Raw genomic sequence first — 19,312 nt, 5'->3', positions numbered from 1 at the left:
GGCCCAGGCGTTCTCGGGTGGCGTCGTCGGCGTTCTGGACGCGATTCCCGGCTACCGGCAGGAGCGAACGGTGTCTGACTCCTGCAGCTCAGCTGTACGGGTCGTGGTCCCGGCGCTCGTATCCGCCGCGCTGCTCGTATCCACGCTGCTCGTACTCACGCGGGCGCTCGTACCTGCGCTGCTCGTATTCCCGCTGCTCATACCCGCGAGGCTGCTCGTACCCGCGGGGCTGCTCGTACGGGTACGGCTCAGGATCCGGCATCTCCTCGATGGCCGTGCGACCGATCGAGGTCAGCAGCGAGGCGATGGCGATGCCGATGACGAGGTTGATGATGGCCGTGGCGACCTGCTTGATGATGTCGGCGGTGTACATGAACGGCAGGATTGTGATGATCACCGCGAAAAGCCCGGCGATCCAGGCGAAGAACTTGGTCGGCTCCGGCGTCGACAGCATGAGAAGGTACAGCAGCAGTGTGGCGACAAGCGCGGCAGCGGCGGCCGTGATCGCGTATCCCGTGGTCGCCGCGCTGCCGTACGCGGAGGTCCCGGCGGGAGTGAGCACGCGGATGCCCAGGAGCCGGCCGCTGATCATGACTCCGACCACCACGATCAGTGCGGCCACCACGGCGGCGGCCACGCCACCTCCCCACACTCGCGCCGGGTTGACCCTGAAGCGGGCCGACCCGGAGTGGCGATCATGGCGGTCATGGGAGGGATATGACATGCGAATCACCTTTGTCGCGAATCGTGATCAAGCGCTTACGGAACCCTACACGCGCTGTCAAGAGAGAGGCATGGCCTGATGCGCCTGCTCTGGTTACCGATCCTGCTCGTCCTGGCCGGGTGCTCGAGTGCGGTGCCCTGGGCGCTGCCCTTCCTCAACCCGGCGCCCACCGGTGAGGTCGTGAGCCCGGCGAAGTTCGCCAGTGAGAAGCAGAGCGTGGTGCGCCTCTCGGGACGCGCGACGTCGTGCGACAAGCAGATCGAGGGTACGGGTTTCGTCTTCACCCTCCATCGGGTGGTGACGCCTGCGCACGTGGTGGCCGGCGTCACCGAGTCCCTCACCGTGACCGCCCACGACGGCAAGGCATATGAGGCCCGTGTCGTCGCCTTCGATCCGGAGGTCGATGTCGCGGTCCTGTACGTACCAGATCTGCCCGCGCATCCGCTGCTCATCGACGGAGCGACGCGCGGCGCGGCCCATCTGATCGGCTATCCGAAGGACGCGAAGCAGGCGGTGGGACTGCCGGCCGCGATAGAACAGACCGTCGAGGCAGAGGGCCCGGACATCTACCGCGAACACGATGTGACTCGGACGGTCCTCAGCATCTCCGCCGACGTGAGCCCCGGATTGAGCGGCGCGCCACTGATCGTTCCGGAGGGTACGGTCGCCGGGATGGTCTTCGCCGAGGCGATCAGTGACCCGAACCGCGGGTTCGCGCTGCCCGCCGAGGAACTCCTGCCCATCACCAACGCCGCGAGTGAAACCACGAAGCGGGTCTCGACCCGCCAGTGCGATTAGGGCCGCCTGACGCGTCGGATCCTAGTCACTTGTCCGGTACCGGCGGCGACCTGGCGTCCCTAGCGTTCTGCTCGTGAAACTCATGGAAGCCCTGGACTCCGCGGTCGAGCTGACGGCGGTCACGAAGCACTACGCGCACGGTGTCACCGCGCTCGACGACGTGACCATCGGGTTCGGCAGGGGCACGTTCACCGCCGTGATGGGGCCGTCCGGATCGGGCAAGTCCACGTTGTTGCAGTGTGCGGCCGGCCTGGACAAGCCCACGTCGGGCCGGATCACGGTGGACGGCAGGGACCTGACCCAGTTGACGGAGCGGAAGCTGACCCTGCTGCGCCGCGACCGCATCGGATTCGTGTTCCAGTCGTTCAACCTGCTGCCCTCACTGACCGCGGCACAGAACGTGGCGCTGCCACTGAAGCTGGCGGGCCGCAGGGTGGACCGGGAGCTGGTACGGCAGAGCCTGGACGCGGTCGGCCTGGCGGAGCGGGCCGGCCACCGTCCCGCCGAACTCTCCGGCGGCCAGCAGCAGCGCGTGGCCATCGCCAGGGCGCTGGCCGCCAGGCCCGCCGTGCTCTTCGCCGACGAGCCGACCGGCGCGCTGGACACCAACACCAGCCGGGACGTGCTGCGGCTGCTGCGTTCGCTGGTGGACCGGCACGCGCAGACGATCGTGATGGTGACCCACGACCCGGCCGCGGCGGCGTACGCCGACCGGGTGCTGTTCCTGGCGGACGGCCGGATCTGCGGTCAGCTGCTCGACCCCACGGCCGAGGCCGTCTCGGGCCGCATGCTGATGCTGGAGGAGTCGTGCTGAGCATCGCGTGGAGCACCCTGCGCACCCGCCTGGTCTCCTTCCTCGGCACCTTCCTCGCGCTCGCGCTCGGCACCGCGCTGATCGCCGCGATGGGCCAGGTGCTGGCCACCACCGTGAACTCTCCCGACCGCGCCCCGCAGCGTTACGCCGCCGCGCCGTACGTGGTCGTGCCCGACGAACGACTGCACGTGGACACCTGGCAGGGCGGGCAGAGCCAGCCGCTGGCGGAGCGGCACGGCCTGACCTCCGAGCTGGCCGCCCGCTTTCCCGGCGCGGTCGTCGACCGGATCTTCCCCGCCCAGGTCGCGGGCGGCCAGGACGCGGTGGGCCGGCCCTGGTCGGCGTCCCGTACCGCGCCACAGCGGCTGGCCGAGGGCCGGGCGCCGCGGACCTCGCGGGAGATCGCGGTGAGCGCGGCGGCCCTGGCGGGTGAGAAGGTGCGTGCGGGGGCCCAGGTGGGTGACAAGGTGAGCGTGATCACGCGGTCGGGGGCGAAGCCGTACACCGTGGTGGGTGTGACGGACGGGCCGCCCACGGTGTTCTTCACCGACGAGCAGGCCGCCCGGCTGTCCCCGCGCATCGACGCGCTCGCCCTGTGGACGAAACCGAGCGGCGTACCGGTGCTCACCGGGCAGGATCGGGCGCTGATCGACCCCAACCGCGAGGGCGACGAGCGGGCCCGCAACAACGCCAACACGATCGTCGGCATCGCCGCCGGGTTCGCCGTGTTCATCGCCGTCTTCGTGGTGTCGTCGACGTTCGCGTTCGCGGTGGCGCAGCGGCGACGCGAGTTCGCGCTGCTGCGGACCGTCGGCGCGACCCGCCGGCAGGTGCGGCGCATGGTGTACGGCGAGGCGGGGTTCGTCGCCCTGGCCGCCTCCGCGCTGGGTGCGCTGGCCGGGCCCTACGCCGCGGGGCCGATTCTGGATTGGCTGGTCGGCCTCGGGATGGCACCCGCCTGGCTGGTGCCGAGCACGCAGACCTGGCCGGCGGTCACGGCCTTCGCCACGAGTGTGGTGGTCGCGCTGGCCGGCGTGAGCGTCGCGGCCAGGCGGGCCGGCCGGGTGCACCCGGCGGAGGCCATGCGCGAGGCCGCGATCGAGCCTCGGGTGATGACCTGGGGGCGGCTGCTCGTCGGCGGCGGGTTGTTCGGCGCCGCGCTGGTCAGCATGGCGGTGAACGCCGTGACCGATCCGCAGGGCGCCGCCAACAACAAGTCGTTCATGCCGGTCCTGATGCTGCTCGTGGCGGGCGTCGGTCTGCTCGCCCCGGCAGTAGTGCGACCGGTCGCCAGGCTGTTCGCCGTACCGCTGAGCCGCCTTCGCGGTGCGGGCGCCACCTTGGTGCCCGCCGCCGCGGCCACCTCCGTCAGGCAGACCGCGGCGACGGCGGCACCGGTCCTGGTGGCGGTGGGACTCGCCGCCGCGCTGCTCGGCGCGGCCGCGATGACCGACGCGGCGAAGACCGCGACGCAGGCGGCGCCGGTGCTGGCCGACTACCTGGTGCTCCCCGAAGGATCAGGGGGACTGGATCGGCAACTCGTCGAGCGCCTGCGGGCCATCCACGGCGTGGAGGTCGCGACCACGGCCCCGACCAGCCTGTACACCCTTGAGGGCAAGACCGCGCTGATCAAGCGGCCGACCGAGGCCGTGGACCCGGCCAAGCTCCGGAGCGTGCTCGATGTCCGGGTGATCAAGGGGTCTCTGGCCCAGCTGAACGACGGCACCATCGCGGTCTCGCAGACGTGGGAACTCGAACTCGGCCAGACCGCGAAGCTGTGGCGGGCCGACGGCAGCGAGGTCTCGCTCAAGGTGGTCGCGCTGCTCGCCCCGAACGCGCCGTCCGACTCCTACGTCACCACGGCACACGCCTTCTCCGCGCCGGTGACCACGGCCTACGTGAAGCTGCGGCCGGGAACCCCGGCACCGGACGTGGAGTCCGCGCTGCGGCGGTCCACGCAAGGCCACAACGCGCGGGCGCTCACCAAGGACGCCTGGGTGAGCGAGACGGGCGACCGGCGCGGCTCCGCCAGCCGGCTCGGGCTCCTGGTGGTGCTCGGCATCATCCTCGCCTACACCGCGATCGCGCTGGTCAACATCCTGCTGATGGCAGCCTCGGATCGGACGGCGGAACGGGCGTCGCTGCGGCTGCTCGGCGCGACCCGCGGCCAGGTGGTGAGGTACGTCGCGGGCGAGGCGCTCCTGGTCGTGGCCATCGGCGTGGTGCTGGCCGCCGCCGTCGCGGCGATCAGTCTGGCCGGGCTCTGGAGCTCGCTGGTGCGGATCGCCGGGCCGATCGCGATCAGCGTGCCCTGGCCGGCGATCGGCGCGGTGACGGCCGGGTGCGTGGTGCTCGCGCTCGTCGCCGCCGTGGCGCCCGCGCTACGCCGCGCCTAGGTCCAGCCGGGCCAGCTCCACCCGGGAGGAGACGCCGAGCTTGGGAAAGGCCCGGTAGAGGTGGTAACTGACCGTCTTGGGGCTGACGAAGAGCCTGGCGCCGATCTCCCGGTTCGTCAGGCCCGTCACGGCCAGCCGGACGATCTGCAGCTCCTGTGGCGACAGCTCGGTCAGCTTGCCGGAGACGGCGGGAGCGGCGACGATCTCTCCGGCGGCGCGGAGCTCAGCGGCGGCCCGCTCGGCCCACGGGACGGCGCCGAGCCGTTGGAACGTCTCCAGCGCGGCACGCAGCCGGGTGCGCGCCTCACGCTTGCGTCGCTCGCGGCGGAGCCACTCGCCGTACACCAGGTCGGTCCTGGCGCGCTCCATCGGCCGGCCGTGTGGCCGCGATGCGGCGGCGAAGAGCTCGTCGCCCGGATCGACGAGCGCGCGGCAGCGGGCCAGCATCGCGTCGGCCCAGTCGAGCCGCGCGGCTCCCGCCCATTCCGCCAACCGGTCGAGCGGCTCCTTCGCCCGATCCGGCAGCCCCGCTCGTACGGCCGCCTCGACCTGGTCGGGAGCGAAGTAGACGGCCTGGATCTGGTGGCGCACCGGCCCCGCGAGAGCGGACTCCAGCCGGTCCAGCGCCTGCGTGTGGCGGCCGCGGCTCAGATCGAGCATCGCCTGGGCCCACTCCGACCAGGCCACACCGTTGGCGATGCCGGTCACGGCGAAATGCTCGGCACAGCGCCCGGCCAGCTCCGCGCACCGGGCGTCGTCGCCCTCTACGGCGGCGATCCAGGCCAGCATGCCCTCCAGGTAGCCGGTCCGGTGCGGCTGGCCGAAATCCCTGGCGATCCGCAGCCCTTCGGTGGCATCGGCTTCGGCGTCGGCGAACCGGCCGAGATAGACCGCGGACGCGGCCAGTGTCACGTGCGCGATCGGCAGCCAGCCGGTCATGCCGAGCGCGCCGCACTCCTCGACCAGCGCCGCCGAGATCTCCCGCTGCCACTCGAACTCGCCCACCAGTCCGGCCACGAACGCGCCGTTGACCCGCAGACCGTAGGAGCCGCGCTCGATACCGCGCGCGTCGAGCACCAGCGGGCGCATGCCGGGCAACGCTCTGGCCGGGCCGTGGTTGAGCGATTCGGCGGCCGCCGCGACCGCGTCCACGGCGGTGTCCAGACCGTCCTCCTCGCGCAGGGGCAGGCGGCGGAGCCGTACGGCTGCCTCCTCGACCCGCTGTGGGTCGCTGAGCTGCCAGGCGTTGCGCCCCGCGTCGACGAGCATGAGACCGGCGGCGACCGGGTCCAGCTCGGCGACCCGGTCCGCACCGGAGAGCAGGATGTCGTGGGCGGTGTGGACGGAGCCGCGTTCGAAGGCGACCCTGGCGCGGAGCCCGGCGAGCCTGGCGATGGAGCGCGGGTCTTCGACGAGGCGGGCGGCCCTTTCCGCGAGCGCCTGGGCTCGGTCGGGCAGCCCCGCGTCCGCGGCGGCCACGGCCGCCTCCGTCAGCCGTCTGGCCAGCGCCCCCTGGTCGGTGGTGAGTTCGGCGGCGCGTTCGAGCGCGGCCGCCGCCGCCGCGTGGCCGTGCCGTGTCCGGGCCCGGTCCGCGGCCCGTTCCAGCGCGACGGCGACCTGCTCGTCGGGTCCCAGCGCGACCGCGGCCAGGTGCCAGGCCCGCCTGTCGTCCTGGTCGTCCAGTACGTCGGCCAGCGCCCGGTGCGCGACCAGCCGCTGGTCGAAGGCGGCCGAGTGGACGGCGGCGGCCCGCATGAGCGGGTGTACGAAGGTGACGCCGCCACCGCTGGGCGCGAGGAAGCCGGCCCGCTCGGCCGTACCGAGTGACTCGGCGCCGAGCCCGAGCCGCTGGGCCGCGCGCAGCACCGTGCCCAGGTCGCCGGTGTCCTCGACGGCGGCGAGCAGGATCATCAGCTGGGCTCCGGCCGGCAGCTCCGCGATGCGGGTCGCGTACGCCTCCTGGATCCGGCGCGGCAGCGGCATCAGGGTGTACGGGTCGGCGGTGCGCGGCAGCTCGATCAGCGCGAGCGGGTTGCCGCGGCTCTCGGCCAGGATCCGGCTTCTCACTCCTTCCGCCAGGTGCGGGTCACGTTCGGTCAGCAGCTCGGCCGCCGACTCGGCGTCGAGCGGGCCCAGCCGGCGCTCCGGCAGGCTCGGCGCGCTGAACCCGTCACGTGCGGCGAAGAGCAGTGCGACGCCCTCGGCGTCGAGCCGCCTGGCCGCGAACAGCAGCGCGTCCGCGGAGGCCCGGTCCAGCCAGTGCGCGTCGTCCACCAGGCAGAGCAGCGGGCCGTCCTCGGCGATCTCGGACAGCAGGGACAGCGTCGCGAGCCCGATGAGGAAACGGTCCTCGCCCGCGGCCCCGCCCAGGCCGAGCGCGCTTTTCAGCGCGAGTGCCTGCCGCTCGGGCAGCGCCTCCGCGCGAGCCAGCTCCGGCCGCAGCAACTGGTGCAGCGCCGCGAACGGGAGCTCGGCCTCGGTCTCCACCCCGACGCTGCGGAGCACCCGCAGATCGGCGGCCCGCTCGGCGGTGCTGCGCAGCAGGGCGCTCTTGCCGATGCCCGGATCGCCGTAGATCACAAGAGCACCGCTGCGCCCCGCACGCGCGCTCTCCAACAGGCCGTCAATGACCTCCTGGTCTCCGCGTCTGCCCTTAATCACCCGGAAAGAGTACGGGGTCCGATCAGCCGGTGAGGTACTTCGTGAGGCCCGCGGCCAGGGAAGTGGCGATGCGTTCGCGGAAAGCGGGGTCCGACATCTTGGCGGCGTCGCCGCGGTTGCGCATGTTGCCGCACTCGACGAACACCGCCGGGCGGGTCGACAGGTTCAGTCCGCCCAGGTCGGTGCGGGTCTCCAGCGCGTTCCTGCCTCGGTACGTGGAGTAGGGGAGGCCGGTGCCGCTCCGATAGGCGTTCCTGATGATGACGCCGAGCCGCCGGGACGGCTGGATGATCGCGTCGTTGTGCCCTTTCACCAGGCCGGGCAGGATCACGTGGAACCCGTGCCCGCTCGCGGTCGCGCCGTCGCCGTGGATGGACAGGACCGCGTCCGCTTTCGCGTGGTTGCCGATGGCGGCCCGCTCGGTGACGCACGGCCCGACGCCGGTGTCGTTGGGCCGGGTCAGCACCACCTTCGCCCCCATCTTCTCCAGCAGCGGCTTGAGCTTGCCCGCCACGTCCCAGGTGAACGCGTGCTCGGGGTATCCGGCGTCGGTCTCGGTCCCCGTCGTGTTGCACGGCTTGCGCTGCGTGATGATGTCGACCTGCCGGTTGATCACTTCTGGGTGCGCCGCGTTGCCACCGTTGTGGCCGGGGTCGATCACCACCGTCTTCCCGGCCAGCGCGGGCGTCGGTGTGACCCGTTCGGTCGCCGGGACGGCGAGCCTCGGGGTGGTGGGGTGCGGTGCGGACGGAGTCGCGCCGCCGCACGCGGTGGACAGCGTCACCAGTGCGGCGAGGATCACCGATGCCGCTTCATCGGCACGCATGACTCGTACCGTACCGGCCGGCATCTCGGCGGCCGGCCGGGAATCGGCCTGCTGACGTCCTTGATTGTGGAGATCAACGCGGTCACGTGACGTCCAGTTGCCGGCGGAGCAGGCAGAACTCGTTGTCCTCGGGGTCGGCCAGCACGTGCCAGGACTCCTCACCCGTCTGCCCGACGTCGGCGAACCTGGCGCCGATGGCCAGCAGCCGGTCGAGCTCGGCGGCCTGGTCCCGGTCAGTGGGGTTCACGTCGATATGCAGCGGAAGCCGGCCCGTCTTCGGGTTGTCGCTCGGGCTGAGGATGATGGTCGGCTGTAGCCCGCCGAACCCCTCCTTCGGGCCGATCTCGATGCTGCCCTCTTCACGGTCGAGCACCACGTAGCCGAGCACCTCGCACCAGAACGCGGCGAGGCGCTCAGGGTCGCGGCAGTTGAGGACGAGTTCACTGATGCGGCATGCCATGAGGCCCTTTATACCCAGTCACAGCACTGGGGCTTGGTAGTCTTTGTGGTGGTTTGTCACGATAGTTCTCGGAGTTCGTTTTCGCGATGAACGGCCGCGCCAAGCTGCTGGCGATCAACGTGGGCCTGCCACAGGACGTCTCCTGGCATGGCAGGACCGTACACACCGGCGTGTGGAAGCGGCCTGTCACCGGGCCCCGGATGGTACGCCGGCTCAACATCGACGGGGACGGCCAGGGAGACCTCGACGGGCACGGCGGTGAGCAGCGCGCGGTGCTCGTCTACCAGATCGACTCCTACCGCTACTGGCAGGAACAGTTCGGGCGCGACGACTTCACCTTCGGGCAGTTCGGGGAGAACTTCACCGTTGACGGCCTGCCCGACGACGAGGTGTGCGTCGGCGACCGCTACCGGATCGGCGAGGCGGTGTTCGAGGTCACCCAGCCGCGCGTCACCTGCTACCGGGTGGGCCTGCGGATGGGCGAGCCCCGACTGCCCGCCCTGCTCGTCTCCCACCGGCGTCCCGGCTTCTACCTCCGGGTCATCACCGAGGGCCGGGTGGCGGCGGGGCAGGAGATCGTCAAGATCGCCTCCGGCCCGGAAGGCATGACCGTCGCCGAGATCGACGCCCTGCTGTACCTGCCCGGCCACTCCCGCGAGCGAGTGGCCCGCGCGCTGCGCATCCCCGCTCTCAGCCCCGGCTGGCAGGCCTCCTTCCGGGCCCTGCTCGACCAGCCCGACGGCGAACCGGCCGGCAACGCGGGGCTGGTGCCTGTCTCCGCCGGTGGGCCGCCGCCTGCCTGGGAGGGGTTCCGGCCGCTGCGGGTCACCCGTATCGACGCGGAGAGCAGGAGCGTGTTCTCCCTGACACTGGCCGGCATCGACGGCACGCCACTGCCGTTGGCGCTGCCCGGCCAGTTCCTCACCGTACGGCTGCGCCCGGACGGCGGCGGCCCTCCCCTCATCCGCAGCTATTCGCTGTCCGGTCCCCCGGACGCCGCCGCGTACCGCATCAGCGTCAAGCAGGATCCGCACGGGGTCGCCAGCGGCTATCTCCGCGCTCACGTGCGCGTGGGCGACGTCTTCGAATTCGCGGCGCCGCGTGGCGCCTTCACCCTGGACGCCGGCGACGCGCCGGTCCTGCTGGTCTCCGCGGGCATCGGCGTCACCCCCGTCCTGGCCATGCTGTACGCGCTGGTCGCCGCGCGTTCCCCCCGTGAGGTCTGGTGGTTGTACGGAACGCGCGACGGCACCGAGCACCCCTTCGCCCAGGAGAGCCGCGACCTGCTGGCCCGGCTCCCCAACGCGCACCGGCACATCTGCTACAGCCGTCCGGCGCCCGGCGCCCGGCGACCGCCAGGGCGTCGACTACCAGACCGTGGGCCGGCTGTCCCTCGACCTGCTCAGCGCCGTCGGCGCTCCACGAGCCGCCCAGGTCTACCTGTGCGGCCCCGCCGCGTTCATGAACGAACTCCCCGCCGCCCTGGCCTCGTCCGACCTCGCCCCCGCCGGCGTACACACCGAGATCTTCGGTACGGGACCTGCCCTGAACCCCGGCCTGACCAGCGTCCCCGCACGGCCGGTGCACCCGCCGGCGGGTCCGCCCGGCACGGGCCCGCGGATCTCGTTCGCGCGCAGCGGCCTGACCGTGGGCTGGGATCCCGCCTACGCGAGCCTGCTCGAACTCGCGGAGGCCTGCGACGTGCCCACCCGCTGGTCCTGCCGTACGGGCGTCTGCCACAGCTGCGAGAGCGGCCTGCTGTCCGGAAGCGTCGACTACTCACCAGAACCGGTCGACGTGCCGGCCCGGGACAACGTCCTGATCTGCTGCTCTCAGCCCCGCGACGAGCTCGTCCTGGACCTGTGATCAACCGTGATGGTCGATCGCCAGCTTGGCCCCGCCGAACATGACGTGGCGCGGCATCGGCCGGGTCAGGAACTCGTGGGGGAAGCCGAGTTCGACGGCGCTGGCCTCGTCGAGGGCGGTCAGTTCGTCCTCGGTGAAGCGCACGTCCAGGGCACCCAGGTTGTCCTCCAGCTGCGCCAGGGTTCTCGCCCCGATGATCGGCGCGGTGACCGCCGAATCGAGCAGCGTCCAGGCGAGCGCGACCTGCGCGGGTGTCGTCCCCTTCTGTGAGGCGATGTCCTTCACCACGTCGGCGATGGCGAGAGCGCGTTCGGTCAAGGCGCCGTTGGCCGCCGCGACATTCTTGCGCGTCCCCTCGGGCGCGGCCGAGGCGCCCGCGTGGTCGAGGTCCGCGGTGGTGTACTTGCCGGTCAGTACGCCGCTGGCCAGCGGTGACCAGGGGATCACGCCGAGCCCCATCTCACGCGCCATCGGGATGAGATCGCGCTCCACGGTCCGTTCGACCAGGCTGTACTCGATCTGCAGCGCGATCAGCGGGGCCCAGCCGCGTAGCTCGGCGATCGCCTGCATCCGCGAGATCTGCCACGCCGGCGTGTCGGAGATGCCGACATAGAGCACCTTGCCCGCGCGGACGAGGTCGTCCAGGGCGCGCAGCACCTCCTCGACCGGCGTGGTGCCGTCCCAGGCGTGCAGGTAGAGCAGGTCTATGTAGTCGGTGTTCAACCGGCGCAGGCTCGTCTCCACCGACTGGACCATGCTCTTGCGGTGGTTGCCGCCCGAGTTCGGGTCGCCGGGGCGGGTGGCCAGGGTGTATTTGGTGGCGAGCACCAAGCGCTCGCGGCGCCCGTGCGCGAACTCGCCGAGCAACTGTTCGGCCGTGCCGTTGGTGTACTGGTTGGCCGTATCAAGGAAGTTGCCGCCTCGATCGACGTACGTGTCGAAGATCTGGCGTGCTTCGTCCTTGTCGGCGCCCCAGCCCCAGTCCGACCCGAACGTCATGGTCCCCAGCGCCAGCGGGGAGACCCGCAGGCCGGAGCGGCCCAATAGTCGGTAGACGTCGAGAGCGACAGATCCAGCCACGATGGCCTCCAGACAGGTGGCGGCGGCGTATGTCATCGGCGGGCTCGGCCGCCGCCGCGTTCCGAGCCGCTCACCACAGGTTGTCGCGGCCGCAGGCGGCGAACCAGTGAAGGCCCATCCTGGGACTGCCGTTCCCAGGCAGCCCGACGGTAAGATCGAGGTGGTGAGCAGCGAAGTGGACGTGACTCATGAGCTGGCGGCGTTCTTGCGGACCCGCCGCGAGCGGCTGACTCCGGACGAGTTGGCACTCCCGGCGAGCGGACGTACGCGCCGCACCCCGGGCCTTCGCCGGGAAGAGGTCGCGGAGCTGGCCGGAGTCAGCGTCGACTACGTGGTCCGGCTGGAGCAGGGGCGCGGCCTGCACCCCTCGCCAGAGGTGCTCGAGGCGCTCGCCCGGGCCCTGCGGCTGACCGACGACGAGCGGGCCTACCTGTTCGACCTGGCCCAGCAACGACCCGTGACCCGGCCCCGCCCGGCCGATCAGGACCCCGGTCTGCTGGCCCGGCTGGTTCACGACCTGTCACCGCTGCCGTGCATGCTGCTCAACCACCGGTTCGACATCCTCGCCTGGAACGCCGAGATGGCCGGGCTGCTGCTGGACTTCGCCGCTCTGCCGGACGAGCAGCGCAACTCGCTCTGGCTCTGCTTCCTCCACCCGGACTTCCGCGACCTCTTCCGCGACCGCGAGCAAGTGCTGCGCGAAGGCATCGCCGACCTGCGCGCGGCCTGGGCCGCGCACTCCAGCGACGCCGCCCTCGACGGCCTGGTCACCGAGTTGACGGCACGAAGCGAGGACTTCGTTCGCTTGTGGGGGATGCGCGACGTCAAAGTGAACGGGCGCGGCCACAAACGTCTGCGCCACCCCCGGGTGGGGCCGCTCACCATCGACTTCGAAGTGCTCAATCCGCTGCAGGACCCGGATCAGCGGCTCGTCATCTACCGCGCCGCCGACGCCGCCTCGCAGGCCGCCCTGGACGCCATCGCCCGCGAGAGCACGAACGGGCTGCGCACGCTGCGCGCACTGTGAGCCCTCTGTGGCGGGATCGTCCCGAAACCGGGCCGATCGGTTGCCTGCGCGACCTGCGTATACGGATGATGATTTTTTCTGCTACTCAGCCGCCGCCGTGCCAGCTCTCGCCTTGTCGTAGGCGGTCCAGGCCGAGCCACAGGGCGTTCATCGCGGCGGTGACGACCTGGTGGCGGGGGATGTCGCGGTGGTCGTACCACCACAGGGCCAGCCCTTGGATGGCGGCGCGCCAGGCTTCCCAGGCGAGCTCCAGCTCGACGCCGTCCGCGTCGTACTCGCGGGCGAACATCGGCAGGATCAGCGCCCGGCTCTCGGCCTCGACCTGGCGGCGGAGGGCTTCGATCTCGTCTTGGCCGGTGGTGTCGCGAAAGAGCATCCGCCAGGCGTACGGGTGCTGCTCGATGTAGCCGAGCCAGTCGTCGATGGTGCGTGAGATGCGCTGGTCGGCCGGGCCCGCGCCGGGCAGGTGGCGGTGCCAGATCGCCCGTAGGTCGGCGAAATGCCGCTGCAGCAGGTGCCGGTGCAGCTCCAGTTTGCCGGGGAAGTGGTCGTACAGGACCGGCACCGAGATGCCCGAGCGCCTGGCGATCTCCTCGACCGAGGCGCCGTGGTAGCCGCGCTCGGCGAACACCTCTGTGGCGGCGCGCTCGATCACCTCGCGCCGGGCCTGGGGTGTCAGCCTCTTCCTGGTCAAGGAGCCTCCCGTTGACAACCTAGTAGAGACTAGGTAACGCTGTACCTAGTTTCCACTAGGTACAGGGAATGGGGCTGGTCATGGATCTTCGGCTACGTGGCAGGAGCGCGCTCGTCACCGGCGGCTCGAAGGGGATCGGCGCGGCGGCCGCCGAGGTGCTGGCCGAGGAGGGCTGTCACCTGCACCTGGCCGCGCGGGACAAGGCCGCTCTGGACGAGGTGGCCGAGCGGCTGCGGGCGGCGCACGGTGTCGAGGTCACCGTGCATCCGGTCGACCTGCGGCGGCCCGAGGGCGTCAGCTCCCTGGCCGAGGCCGTCCCGGACATCGACATCTTGATCAACAACGCGGGTGACATCCCGGCCGGTTCGCTGGACGAGGTGGACGAGCGGACCTGGCGGGAGGGGTGGGAGCTGAAGGTGTTCGGCTACATCAACCTCACGCGGCTCGTCTACGCCCAGATGAAGGCCCGCGGGCACGGGGTGATCATCAATGACATCGGCGCCGCGGGGGAGCGGGTCGACTCCGCGTACATCGCCGGAAGTGCCGGTAACGCCGCGCTCATGGCGTTCACCCGGGCGCTCGGCGGGCGCAGCCTGCGTGACAACATCCGCGTGGTGGGGATCAACCCGGGGCCGGTCGAGACCGAGCGGATCGCCAAGCTCATCGCCACCAGCGACCGCTTCCGGGAGGCGGCGACGCGGTTCCCGCTCGGCCGGCCGGCCAAGCCGCGGGAGATCGCCGACATGATGGCGTTCCTCGCCTCCGACCGCTCCGCCTACACCAGCGGCGTCATCGTCACCATCGATGGCGGACTGTGCGCGGGCGGCGCCTGAGCGGGCAGGCAGGTCAGCCGCCCGGTCGTGAACGGGGTTCTCCTCGGCTCCTCCAGCGTCGATCATCTGAAGAGCAACATCGGCCCCGCAACCGATAGGAGCTCGTCATGAGATTCGCCCAACGCCTGCGTGAACGGGAGCGGCTGGCCGGATTCTGGCAGGTGACCGCTAACCCCATCGCGACCGAGCGCCTCGCCGGGCTCGGCTACGACTATCTGTGCCTGGACCTGCAGCACGGGCTGATCGACTACGCCGGGTACCTGGCCTGCGCCGTCGCCGCCGACGCGGGCGGGGGCGTGATGGTGGCCAGGGTCGCCACGAACGACCTCACCCATATCGGTCGCGCGCTCGACGCGGGGGCACAGGGGGTGATCGTCCCACTGGTCGACTCGGCGGAGGAGGCCGCCGCGGCCGTACACGCCTGCCGCTACGCGCCGACCGGCGGGCGCAGCTTCGGGCCGTTCAGGTCGAGTCTGCGCATCGGGCCCGATCCCAGGGAGGCCGACGAGGCGATCGCCTGCATCGTCATGATCGAGACTCTCGGCGGCCTGGAGGCGATCGAGGAGATCTGCCGTACCCCCGGCCTCGACGGCGTCTACGTCGGGCCGGCCGATCTCGCGCCGGCTCTCGGCGCACCCCGGCCGGGAGCCGAGGTCGAGGGCTTCGCCGAGGCGCTGGACCGGATCACCGCGGCGGCGAAGGCCGCTGGGATGGCCTGCGGCATCCAATGCCATTCCGGGCCGGAGGCGGCCATGCGCCTGGCGAGCGGCTTCACCTTCGCCTCCGTCGCCAGTGACCTCACCCTCCTGGAGGAGGCGGCCCGCGCTTCCCTCCACGCCTGCAGAGCGGAGAGCTAACAGTTCTTGTCGTGGAGCGGCAGACGCCCGGTGGTCAGGAAGTCGGTCACGGACCGGTCGCCGCAGGCGTTGCCGTTGGCCAGGTAGACGCCGTGGCCGCCGGAGTCGACGCTGACCATGCGGGCCCGCTGCCCGAACGCCTGACGCATCTTCAGCGCGCCGCTGTACGGCGTCGACGGGTCACGCAGGTTCTGGATGAGCAGCACGTTGGCCGGGCCGTCCGAGCCGACCCGTACGGGCCGCTCGGCGGGCTTGACCGGCCAGTACGCGCACGGCCCCATGTTGACCGGCATGCCCGCGGTCAGCGGGTGGTCGATCCGGTCACGCGCCACCTGCCGCTGGTGCGCGGCGACCGAGTCCGGCCACTCGACGTCGTTGCACATGGTGGCGCCGGCGGTGGCGGCGGTGTTCTGCAGGGCGGCCGCCGGCGGTGTGTTCGACGGGGGCAGTTCGCCCGTGGTCAGGGCGGCTCGCATGAGCCCGGCCAGCATGGGGAAGTTCGCGTCGGAGTAGAGCGCGTTGAGCATGGTCTCCCGGAGGAGGTTGCCGTTCAGCTCCGCGGGATTGGCCCCCGGCCACGGCAGGGGCTCGCGGTCCAGGTCGGCGGCGAGCTTGAGGAAGGTCTGGCGGACCGCCGCCGCGTCGGTGCCGAGGCCGTACTCGCCGTCACGGGCCGCGGCCCAGGCGGCGAAGTCGGGGAAGCGCTCCTCCACGCCGACGGTGTAGTTGGCCAGCCACTGCCGCGCCACCCGGTTCGGATCGGGATCGTCGTTGCTGTCCAGGACGACCCGGTCGGTGCGCTCGGGGAACATGGTGGCGTAGACGGCGCCCGCGTAGGTGCCGTAGGAGACGCCCCAGTAGGAGATCTTCCGCTCGCCCAGCGCCCGGCGGATGCCGTCGATGTCCCGGGCCTCGTTGCGGGTGGAGATGTGCCGGATGAGCGGCCCCCCGTTGCGGGCGCAGGCCTCGGCGATCCGGCGCGACCAGGCGGCGTTCTCCGCGATGCCGCCGTCGGCGTCGGGATACGGCTTGAGCCTGGTGAGCGAGAGGTCACGGGTCTCGAGCCCGCACGAGACCGGCGAGCTCTGGCCCACGCCGCGCGGGTCGAACCCGATGATGTCGTAGCGGTCGAGCACGTCCTGCGGCAGCTTCTTGACCAGGGCGCTGGGCCGGTTCAGGCCAGGGCTGCCCGGCCCGCCGGGGATGAGCAGCAGCACGCCACGGCGTGAGGCGGGCTTGGCGGTCCTGATCCGGGACACGGCCAGCGAGATCGTCGGCCCGCCGGCCGCCTGGTAGTCCAGGGGGACCTGAAGGGTGGCGCATTCCTGCCGCGCGTCGACACCGGGCCCGCCGGGGCAGGCACTCCATGAGGTGGCCGCCGCCTGCGCGGGGGCGACGATGCTCGCGGCAAGGAGGGCGGCGGTTGCTCCGGTGGCGGACAGTCTCGCTAGGTTTCGCATCGGGGGTCCTCTTCAGTTCGGCTTGTGTGATCGACTCTGTCGGGCCGTGGATCTTCGAACCAGAGACCGCGTCACCGAAGACCCATGACCTCCTCACGAAACGGACAACCCGTAGGCTTGCCCCCGGTCTGACACGGGGGAGTGAGTTGTCGCAGGTTCCGGTGCCGCGCCTGGCGCGGGGGATCGTCATCGTGGTGCTCGCCGGGTTCACGTCCGTCTATCTGCTGGCGGGCTCGCCGCTCGCGATCGTGGCGTTCGGGCTGCAGCTCGTCTACGTGCTGCGCTCCCTGCGGCGGTTCAGGGGGCCGTGGCTGCTGGTCGTACAGGCGCTGGTCGGTTACGCGGCCACGCTCGGCTTCGGCACCTCGGTCGGGCTGCTCGGCTTCCTGGGCGGGTCGCTGCTGCTGACCCCGGCCTGGCCGCTGGCCCCGCTGGTGGCGGTCAGCGCCGCCGTCGCCGGACCGGCGGACCCCGCGATCAGCATGGTGCTGATCGCCCTGGTGGTCTACGGCCTCACCCGGCTCACCGACCGGGTGGACGAGATCTACGCCGCCAGGCTGGCGCTGGCGCTGGCGGCGGCGGCCGAGGAGCGGCTGCGCATCGCCACCGGGCTGAGCGACGGCCTCGGCAGGAGCCTCGCCGCCATCGCGGCCGGCGTCCGGTCGGTTGTGGATCAGCCGGAACGCGCCGCGGAGGTGCTCGGAGAGGTCGTCGGCACCGCCCGCCGCTCCCTGGCCGCCGCCAGGAACGCCGCCGCGGACTACCGCGCCACGTCACTGGCGCCCGAGATGACGACCGCCCGCGCGATGCTGACGGCCGCGCTGATCAAGACCGAGACGCGGGTCGGGCACTCCGAGCCGCTCGGTCCCGCGGGCGCGCTGCTCGCGGCGGTGCTGCGCGAGGTGGTGACCGAGGCCGTGCGGCAGAACACCGCCAGAACGTGCGTGATCGAGACCACCGCCGCCGACGGGACGGTCCGGCTGCGCGTCACCCACGACGGCGCCCGCACGGCCGAGGACGAGAGCCTGGCCGACCTGGCCGCGCAGCTCAGCCAGGCGGGCGGCAGCCTGACCACGGGCCTGTCCGCCGAGGGTTGGCTGACCGTCGACGCCGTGCTGCCCGAGGGGCCGGTGCGGGCCGAGGAGGACCCGGGCGCCTACCGGCTGTCCGTCGCGCTGCTCGCCGCCGTGCTGGTCGGGTTCTCGATCAAGGCGCTGCTGCTCGTCCCCGCGAGCCTGCTGGTGCCGGCTGCGGCCTGTCTCGCGGTGATCGTCGTCATGCAGCTCCGGTACGTCAACGGACGGCACATGGCCGCGCTCACGGTGCTGGCGCTGCTGGTCTACCTGCCGATTCCGGTGTTCGGCCGGGCCTGGGTGGGGGTGGCCGGGTTCCTCGCCGGCCCGATCCTGCTCGCGTTCCGGTGGCGGGTGGCCTGGCCCCTGGTCGGGTGCGTGACGGCGAGCGTGGCGGCGAGCGCGGTGCTGCTCGGCCTGCCGGTCCCGGTCACGGTCAACTTCGCCGCGAGCACGGTCGTGACCGGGCTGGTCATGTACGGGCTGATCGAACTGGCTCAGCTCGTACGGGAGTTGCAGGAGGCCAGACAGGCGCTGGCCCGCTCCGCCGTGGTCGAGGAGCGCCTGCGCGCCGCCCGCGACCTGCATGACCTGCTGGGGCACAGCCTGGCCGCGATCCTGCTCAAGTGCGAGCTGGCCAGACGCCTGGACCCCGCGCGGGCCCGGGACGAGCTGGCGGACGTGCTGGCCATGGCCGAGAAGGCGGAGGCGGACCTGCGGGTGATCTCCGGCGAACAACCGGCGATGTCGCTGGCCGCCGAGGCCGCATCGGCACGGTCGCTGCTGGCCGCCGCGGGCATCCAGGTGGAGCTCGACCTCGCGCACGGGGAGCTGTCCACGGAGGTGGAGAACGTCCTGGGCACGGTGCTCAGGGAAGCGGTGACCAACGTGCTCAGGCACAGCTCGGCCCGGCACTGCGCGATCACGACGGTCGTGGAGGACGGAGTGGTACGGCTCCGCGTACGCAACGACGGCGTGCGTCCGGCGGAGGGGCGGCCTGGTTCGGCCGGGATCGGCAACCTGACCACCCGCCTGGCGGCGCTGGACGGACGGCTCGGCACGGCGCGCGAGGACGGCTGGTTCGAGCTGACGGCCCAGGCGCCCAGCTCGAACCGGCCGATCGCGCAGGTCGGTTAGATCCAGCCCGCCTCGGTGGCGATGCGGACGGCGTCCGTGCGGTTGCGGGCGTTGAGCTTGGCGACGATGGCGGTCAGGTAGTTGCGCACCGTCCCCGCGCCCAGGAAGAGCAGGGACGCTATCTCGGCCGCGTCGGCGCCGCCCGCCGCCATGCGCAGCACGTCGGCCTCCCGAGGCGTCAGCGGGTTGTCGGCCAGGTCCCAGGCGGTGACCGCCAGCGAGGGGTCGAGCACCCGCTTGCCGGCGGCGACCTCGCGGATCGCCGAGACCAGGTCCTCGGGCGGCGCGGTCTTCAGCAGGAACCCGTCCACCCCCGCCCCGAGCGCGCGGCGCAGGTGCCCCGGCTTGCCGTGCCCGGTCAGCATGAGCGTGCGGCACGACGGCAGCTTCACGCGGAGTTCGGCCGCGGCGGCCAGGCCGTCGAGCGTGCCGGGCATGTCGATGTCGAGCACCGCGACATCCGGCCGGTGAACCAGGGCCGAGGGGATGGCGGCGTCGCCCGACTCGACTGCGGCCACGATCTCCAGGTCCGGTTCGAGGCCGAGCAGCGCGACCAGGGCGCCCCTGATGACGTGCTGGTCCTCGGCGAGAAGCACACGAATCACA

At 71.8% G+C, this 19,312-nt stretch carries 16 protein-coding genes and 1 pseudogene; 9 read left to right on the top strand and 8 right to left on the bottom strand.

Annotation, left to right across the window (positions count from 1 at the left end; genetic code table 11):
* Positions 1 to 88 precede the first annotated feature (88 nt).
* Entirely contained in the window at positions 89 to 724 is a 636-nt protein-coding gene (locus tag AB0B91_RS56175; protein WP_358339940.1) for a DUF6069 family protein, read from the bottom strand.
* Positions 725 to 802: 78 nt separating this feature from the next.
* Between AB0B91_RS56175 and AB0B91_RS56170 the strand changes: the two genes are divergently transcribed.
* The 3 genes from AB0B91_RS56170 (at position 803) to AB0B91_RS56160 (ending at position 4,732) form a co-directional block, all read left to right on the top strand.
* Entirely contained in the window at positions 803 to 1,522 is a 720-nt protein-coding gene (locus tag AB0B91_RS56170) for a trypsin-like peptidase domain-containing protein (protein ID WP_358339939.1), read from the top strand.
* A gap of 82 nt (positions 1,523 to 1,604) precedes the next feature.
* Positions 1,605 to 2,336 (top strand): ABC transporter ATP-binding protein, encoded by a 732-nt coding sequence (locus tag AB0B91_RS56165; RefSeq protein ID WP_358340001.1) that lies wholly within the window; start codon positions 1,605 to 1,607, stop codon positions 2,334 to 2,336.
* Entirely contained in the window at positions 2,330 to 4,732 is a 2,403-nt protein-coding gene (locus AB0B91_RS56160; protein ID WP_358339938.1) for an FtsX-like permease family protein, read from the top strand. The genes AB0B91_RS56165 and AB0B91_RS56160 overlap by 7 nt, the downstream gene beginning before the upstream one ends.
* On the opposite strand, the gene AB0B91_RS56155 is transcribed toward AB0B91_RS56160, so the two are convergent.
* From AB0B91_RS56155 to AB0B91_RS56145, 3 genes are all read right to left on the bottom strand, one after another.
* Positions 4,718 to 7,393, bottom strand: a complete 2,676-nt coding sequence (locus AB0B91_RS56155; RefSeq protein ID WP_358339937.1) for a LuxR family transcriptional regulator — start codon at positions 7,391 to 7,393, stop codon at positions 4,718 to 4,720. The two genes, AB0B91_RS56160 and AB0B91_RS56155, sit on opposite strands and share 15 nt — an antisense overlap.
* Positions 7,394 to 7,415: 22 nt before the next feature.
* The gene (locus AB0B91_RS56150) at positions 7,416 to 8,219 is read right to left on the bottom strand and encodes an N-acetylmuramoyl-L-alanine amidase (protein WP_358339936.1); all 804 of its coding nucleotides are present in this window, start codon (positions 8,217 to 8,219) and stop codon (positions 7,416 to 7,418) included.
* An 82-nt stretch (positions 8,220 to 8,301) separates the two neighbouring features.
* Positions 8,302 to 8,679, bottom strand: a complete 378-nt coding sequence (locus AB0B91_RS56145; RefSeq protein WP_358339935.1) for a VOC family protein — start codon at positions 8,677 to 8,679, stop codon at positions 8,302 to 8,304.
* An 86-nt stretch (positions 8,680 to 8,765) separates the two neighbouring features.
* On the opposite strand from AB0B91_RS56145, the pseudogene AB0B91_RS56140 reads away from it, so the two are divergent.
* Positions 8,766 to 10,004 (top strand): annotated as a pseudogene (locus tag AB0B91_RS56140) (MOSC domain-containing protein); the annotation flags it as partial.
* Between the two features lie 136 nt (positions 10,005 to 10,140).
* Complete coding sequence (locus tag AB0B91_RS56135) at positions 10,141 to 10,545, top strand: 2Fe-2S iron-sulfur cluster-binding protein (protein WP_358339999.1); 405 nt, start codon at positions 10,141 to 10,143, stop codon at positions 10,543 to 10,545.
* On the opposite strand, the gene AB0B91_RS56130 is transcribed toward AB0B91_RS56135, so the two are convergent.
* Positions 10,546 to 11,625, bottom strand: coding sequence for an aldo/keto reductase (locus tag AB0B91_RS56130; protein WP_358339934.1), 1,080 nt, complete (start codon positions 11,623 to 11,625; stop codon positions 10,546 to 10,548).
* A gap of 163 nt (positions 11,626 to 11,788) precedes the next feature.
* Between AB0B91_RS56130 and AB0B91_RS56125 the strand changes: the two genes are divergently transcribed.
* Positions 11,789 to 12,652, top strand: a complete 864-nt coding sequence (locus AB0B91_RS56125; protein WP_358339933.1) for a helix-turn-helix transcriptional regulator — start codon at positions 11,789 to 11,791, stop codon at positions 12,650 to 12,652.
* An 85-nt stretch (positions 12,653 to 12,737) separates the two neighbouring features.
* Here AB0B91_RS56125 and AB0B91_RS56120 read toward each other — a convergent pair whose 3' ends face one another.
* Positions 12,738 to 13,346 (bottom strand): TetR/AcrR family transcriptional regulator, encoded by a 609-nt coding sequence (locus tag AB0B91_RS56120; RefSeq protein ID WP_358339932.1) that lies wholly within the window; start codon positions 13,344 to 13,346, stop codon positions 12,738 to 12,740.
* A gap of 80 nt (positions 13,347 to 13,426) precedes the next feature.
* Between AB0B91_RS56120 and AB0B91_RS56115 the strand changes: the two genes are divergently transcribed.
* Entirely contained in the window at positions 13,427 to 14,179 is a 753-nt protein-coding gene (locus AB0B91_RS56115; RefSeq protein ID WP_358339931.1) for an SDR family oxidoreductase, read from the top strand.
* A 107-nt stretch (positions 14,180 to 14,286) separates the two neighbouring features.
* On the top strand, positions 14,287 to 15,036 hold the full coding sequence (locus AB0B91_RS56110) for an aldolase/citrate lyase family protein (protein ID WP_358339930.1): 750 nt from the start codon (positions 14,287 to 14,289) through the stop codon (positions 15,034 to 15,036).
* Here the strand turns inward: AB0B91_RS56110 and AB0B91_RS56105 are convergent.
* Positions 15,033 to 16,496: an alpha/beta fold hydrolase gene (locus AB0B91_RS56105; RefSeq protein WP_358339929.1), complete on the bottom strand. Its 1,464-nt coding sequence runs from the start codon at positions 16,494 to 16,496 to the stop codon at positions 15,033 to 15,035. The two genes, AB0B91_RS56110 and AB0B91_RS56105, sit on opposite strands and share 4 nt — an antisense overlap.
* Before the next feature lie 146 nt (positions 16,497 to 16,642).
* On the opposite strand from AB0B91_RS56105, the gene AB0B91_RS56100 reads away from it, so the two are divergent.
* A complete protein-coding gene (locus AB0B91_RS56100; protein ID WP_358339928.1) occupies positions 16,643 to 18,706 on the top strand; it encodes a histidine kinase in 2,064 nt (687 codons plus the stop codon).
* On the opposite strand, the gene AB0B91_RS56095 is transcribed toward AB0B91_RS56100, so the two are convergent.
* Positions 18,703 to 19,311, bottom strand: a complete 609-nt coding sequence (locus AB0B91_RS56095) for a response regulator transcription factor (protein WP_358339927.1) — start codon at positions 19,309 to 19,311, stop codon at positions 18,703 to 18,705. The two genes, AB0B91_RS56100 and AB0B91_RS56095, sit on opposite strands and share 4 nt — an antisense overlap.
* Position 19,312 lies beyond the last annotated feature (1 nt).

The organism is Nonomuraea sp. NPDC049141, assembly GCF_040648415.1.
GTDB lineage: Bacteria > Actinomycetota > Actinomycetes > Streptosporangiales > Streptosporangiaceae > Nonomuraea.
The sequence above is the reverse complement of the archived record's forward strand: the minus strand, read 5'-3'. Positions and strand labels throughout refer to the sequence as shown.